Below are 4,570 nucleotides of genomic sequence, written 5' to 3'. Positions count from 1 at the left end.
GTTGCCGCCGGGTGTCTCAATCCGGGAATGCTGCACCACCGCGCCCACGAGGTCCAGGACCACGAACGTGGTGACGGCGGGGTCAAGGTGCACTCCGACAGCGAACATGCCGCCTGGATTGAGGCGGAGGATGGTGCGGGGCTTACCGGGGCCGCTGCCTTCCTTGCCTGCCTCAACAATGAGGTTCTGGTCCAGCAGGCGGCGGGAAATGTTGGAGATGGTCTGCGGCGACAGGCCCACGATCTGGGCGAGCTCCACCCTGCTCAGCCCGCCGGATGAGCGGCGGATGGCCTCGAGGATCACCGTCAGGTTGAAGTCACCCATCCGGGGCAGGTTGGTGCCGCGCCTTGGTGAGGATTGGCGGATCTCAGTCACGGCGTCCCCTTCGTCTCCGGCGCATAGTTACTGATGTCTGAATCGTACGTTACGCACAGTCGCAGACCCATAGGAACGGCCGACGGCGCGGCGGTCCTTTGGCCTGTGTTCTCTCCCGGCTGCAGCAGCTTCCTCCAGCATGGTCATTGCGTGCTGCGGCGAGTACTGAGGGCCACCGTGAATTTGGCGTTCCGGCCTTTCACGACGGTGGGGCCAATGTGCCGCTCAAGTGCGGGAAAGTAGGCCAGATGGCGGTTGAAGACTGTCCACAGCTCTCCTCCGGGGGCCAGGACGCGGCCGGCTGCTGCAATGAGTTTCAGCCCTGCTCCCGCGTGGACGCCGGCGCCTACGTGGAACGGCGGATTCAGCAGTATCAGGTCCGTGCTCCGGTCCGGCAAGGAGGCCATAGCGTCGTCCTGGAGCGCACGGATTTGCCCTGCCAGGCCGTTAGCCCGGGCAGTTGCGAGTGCAGAGGCCACCGCGGCCGCGGACTGGTCCGTGGCGGTGACTGTTGAGCTTGGATGCTGCCGGGCGTACATCGCGGCCAGGATTCCCGTGCCGCAGCCGAGGTCGACGGCGTGCTGTGCCGGCCGCATGGACGGCAGGAACGTCAGGAGGAACCTGGTTCCGATATCCAGCCGTGGCCCGGCAAACACCGCACCGTGGGCGGCAACATAAAGGTCGATCTCGGCCAGGTGCTCAACGACAGGGAAGCGCTCCGTGTCCCCGGTGCCCTGTGGACCGGTCGCCGTGATCACCCTGGACTTCTGCCTGGCCAGCTGCGGGGTGACGGACCCGAAGTGGCGCTCGAGGACAGCGTTCATGCCAAGGGACATGTGCTTCACGCGGCCCCCGGCCAGGAGCACCGCGTCCGGCGGCGCGTACCGGGCTACTGAAGCAGCAATTTCGTCCAACTCGGCGAGGGTCTTCGGCAACTGCAGCAGGACAGTTCCTGCGTCCTTGAGGAGGTCGCTTCCGAGGGGAAGCTGGGTAAAGGAAGGACCGTCCCCTGCCCCGTTTCCGAGCACCGCGGCGGCATTGAGCCGCAGCGCCTGCTCGCTGGTGATGAGGTCCTGGTGCACACGAACCGCGCCGGGATTGAGGACTGCAAGGGCACCCAGGGTCAGTGCCCCGTAGCGGTCACCGATGATGGCCACTGTGCTTCCGGCGGACACGTGCGCGGCGGCTGAATCAAGCAGCAGCCGGTCGGTGGCATCCCATGCCTGCAGGTTCGGCGCCTCCACATCCGGCCGCCGGCGAAGGACCGGAAGGACGTCTTCAAGAGTCTTCAGTACCACCTTGTTCCTGCCGGTTGTAGTTTTCCCTGGGCCGTTTCCTGCCCTGCTTGCCCCTGGCCCTGATTGCCCCTGCCCTGATTCCGCCGTCAGCCCCAATTTACCGTCCTGGCGGCCGGCCGGATCCCCGGTAGTTTCAGAATTGCAGTTACCGCAGCGCGGCCTGCGCGGTTGGCACCGATGGTTGACGACGACGGCCCGTAGCCCACCAGATGGATCCGCGGCTCGGCTGCCACCAGTGTGCCGTCCATAACGATCCCGCCTCCCGGTCCACGAAGGTGCAGCGGCGCGAGGTGTTCAAGTTCCGCCCGGAACCCGGTGGCCCACAGGATGACACCTGCCGCCAGGACGCGCCCGTCGGCCAGCCGGACGCCGTCGGGTTCGATGGACGTGAACATAGATTGCCGGTTGAGGGCACCGCGGGCTGCCGCCGCACGGAGGGCGGGTGTCCAGATAAGGCCGGTCACAGACACCACGCTCTGCGGCGGCAGGCCTTGGCGCACCCGCTCCTCCACCAGTGCGACGGCATCGTGGCCGGCCTTGGCGTCGAATTCGGCGTCCCGCCACACCGGCTCCCGCCGCGTGAACCAGCTGGTGGACGTGACACGGGAGATTTCGTCCAGGAGCCCGACAGCGGAAATCCCGCCGCCAACCACAATGACGTGCTGACCCGCGAACTCCTCGGCTGAGACGTAGTCGGCAACGTGGAGCTGCCTGCCCCGGAACCGCGACTGCCCCGGATAGATGGGCCAGAACGGGCGGGTCCAGGTGCCCGTGGCATTGATGACCGCTGCAGCGCTCCACTCGCCCCGCGACGTGCTGACCAGCAGCCTGCCGGCAGGGTCTGTATCTTCGCGGCTGACCGACCTTACTTTCACGGGCCGCTGGACGGACAGGCCCAGTTGCTCCTCATAATCGCGGAAATAGCGCGACAGGAACTCCGAACTCGGCTCCTTGGGGTCCACTGCGGGCTTGGCGATACCGGGGAGATCGCTGATACCGTTCACGGTTGCCATCCTGAGGCTCTTCCACCGGTGCCGCCATGCGCCGCCCGCACCTTCCTCGGCGTCGAGCACTGCAAAGTCAAGCCCCCGGCGCTGGAGGTGATAAGCAGCGGAAAGCCCGGCCTGGCCCGCGCCGATGACAACAACGTCGGCACGGGCAGGATTCACCCACCCATGATAGTCGGACGGGGCGTCCCGGCCTTAGTCTTGGCCCATGGAGACAGGAGGACCACATGACCACTAGAACCGGAAACGCAGCACGGCTCGCCAAGGCCCTGGCCATCGTGCTCGGTACTGGGGAAATACCATTGAGGTTGCGGGCCTGGGACGGCTCGGAGGCCGGGCCGGAGGGAGCACCTGTCCTGGAGTTCCGTTCCCGGCGTGCCCTGAGGCGGATGCTTTGGTCGCCAGGGCAGCTGGGCCTGAGCCGGGCCTACGTCTCCGGTGACATTGATGCACCCGGGGACGTGTTTGCAGCCTTCACCGCATTGAGCTCGGCCGGTAAGTTTGCTGAGCCCGGTCCGTTCCGGCCGCTCACCGTGGGGGAACTCTGGACCCTGCTCCGGACCGCCGTGCGGCTCGGGGCGTTGGGCCCCAACCCTGCTCCTCCCCCGGAGGAAGCGCGGATTGCCCGAAAAGGCAGGCTTCACTCCCGCCGCAGGGATTCCGCCGCCATCGCCCACCATTACGACGTCGGCAATGACTTCTACGCCATGGTCCTGGGCCCGTCCATGGTCTACTCCTGTGCCGTGTGGCCAGCAGAGGAGGACGGCCGGACTCCAGCCGGCCACCGGCTTGCCGAGGGTCTGGATGCAGCGCAGGAGGCAAAGCTGGACCTCGTCTGCCGCAAGCTGGGTCTTAAACCGGGGATGCGCGTGCTGGATGTGGGCTGCGGTTGGGGAAGCTTCGCCCTGCACGCTGCTCAGAAGTATGGCGTCACGGTGGTGGGCGTCACCCTGTCCCAGGAGCAGGCCATTCTCGCACGCAAACGGGCGGCAAATTCGGGCCTTACCGAAAGAATTGATATCCGGGTGCAGGACTACCGCGATGTCCAGGACGGGCCCTTCGACGCCATCAGCTCCATTGGAATGTCAGAGCATGTGGGACGGGCGGAAATGCCGCGCTACACCGCTGCGTTGTACAGTCTGCTGCGGCCGGGCGGCAGACTGTTGAACCACGCTATTTCCTGGAACGCCGGCCCTACCGCCCCGGACCCGGACTCCTTTATCCCCCGGTACGTCTTTCCGGATGGCGAGATGATCAGCCTGGGCGGGATGTCCACTGCCCTGGAATCTGCGGGCTTCGAGATCCTGGACGTGGAGGCTTTGCGCCGCCACTATGCGCTCACCCTGCGTGCCTGGGTCAGCAGGCTGGAGGAGCATTGGGACCAGGCGATGAAGCTGACCAGCCCCGGACGGGCCCGGGTGTGGCGGCTCTATATGGCTTCCAGTGCCCTCGGGTTTGAGAACGGGCTGACGGGCGTCAACCAGGTTCTGGTTCAGCGGCCCGGCGGCGACCCCCCGCCGCTGCGCAGGGCGCAGTGGCTGTAGGAAAGGCCTGCTGGGGAAGCAAAAAGGAACCATCCCGACGGATGGTTCCTATTTGCTTCCTCCTGGCAGGAGGATGACCGGTGGAGCTGAGGGGACTCGAACCCCTGACCCCCTGCATGCCATGCAGGTGCGCTACCAGCTGCGCCACAGCCCCGGACTTTGCTTCACTGGGAGAACGTCCCGCCGAAGCAACCTGATCAGCTTAATGCACTTTTGTCCCGTGCGCCAATCGGCCCTTTTGTTGTGTCCTGACGGGGCAGCAGCGCCGATACCGGACTTCCAGTGGATGCGCGGGGAAACAAAAATCCGCCGGAATCTACTGATTCCGGCGGATTGTCGGTGGAGC

The 4,570-nt window shown here is 65.9% G+C and carries 4 protein-coding genes and 1 tRNA gene; 1 reads left to right on the top strand and 4 read right to left on the bottom strand.

All coding sequences use genetic code 11. The features are described 5' to 3' along the window. From AC5RWX_RS30610 to AC5RWX_RS30600, 3 genes are all read right to left on the bottom strand, one after another. Window positions 1-324, bottom strand: a 324-nt coding sequence (locus tag AC5RWX_RS30610; RefSeq protein WP_494099968.1) for a winged helix-turn-helix transcriptional regulator, incomplete at its 3' end; no start/stop codon positions are given. A 194-nt stretch (window positions 325-518) separates the two neighbouring features. Continuing rightward, window positions 519-1,673 (bottom strand): class I SAM-dependent methyltransferase, encoded by a 1,155-nt coding sequence (locus AC5RWX_RS30605; RefSeq protein WP_494099967.1) that lies wholly within the window; start codon window positions 1,671-1,673, stop codon window positions 519-521. 86 nt (window positions 1,674-1,759) lie between these two features. Beyond that, entirely contained in the window at window positions 1,760-2,842 is a 1,083-nt protein-coding gene (locus tag AC5RWX_RS30600; RefSeq protein WP_494099966.1) for an FAD-dependent oxidoreductase, read from the bottom strand. 65 nt (window positions 2,843-2,907) lie between these two features. Between AC5RWX_RS30600 and AC5RWX_RS30595 the strand changes: the two genes are divergently transcribed. Continuing rightward, window positions 2,908-4,224 carry a class I SAM-dependent methyltransferase gene (locus tag AC5RWX_RS30595; protein ID WP_494099965.1) on the top strand — a complete coding sequence of 439 codons (1,317 nt, stop codon included), beginning with the start codon at window positions 2,908-2,910 and terminating at the stop codon, window positions 4,222-4,224. Window positions 4,225-4,305: 81 nt separating this feature from the next. Here AC5RWX_RS30595 and AC5RWX_RS30590 read toward each other — a convergent pair. After that, window positions 4,306-4,378, bottom strand: a tRNA-Ala gene (locus tag AC5RWX_RS30590). Window positions 4,379-4,570 lie beyond the last annotated feature (192 nt).

Source organism: Arthrobacter sp. SPT-J7, from assembly GCF_059089965.1.
This window is presented reverse-complemented; position numbering and strand designations above follow the sequence as displayed.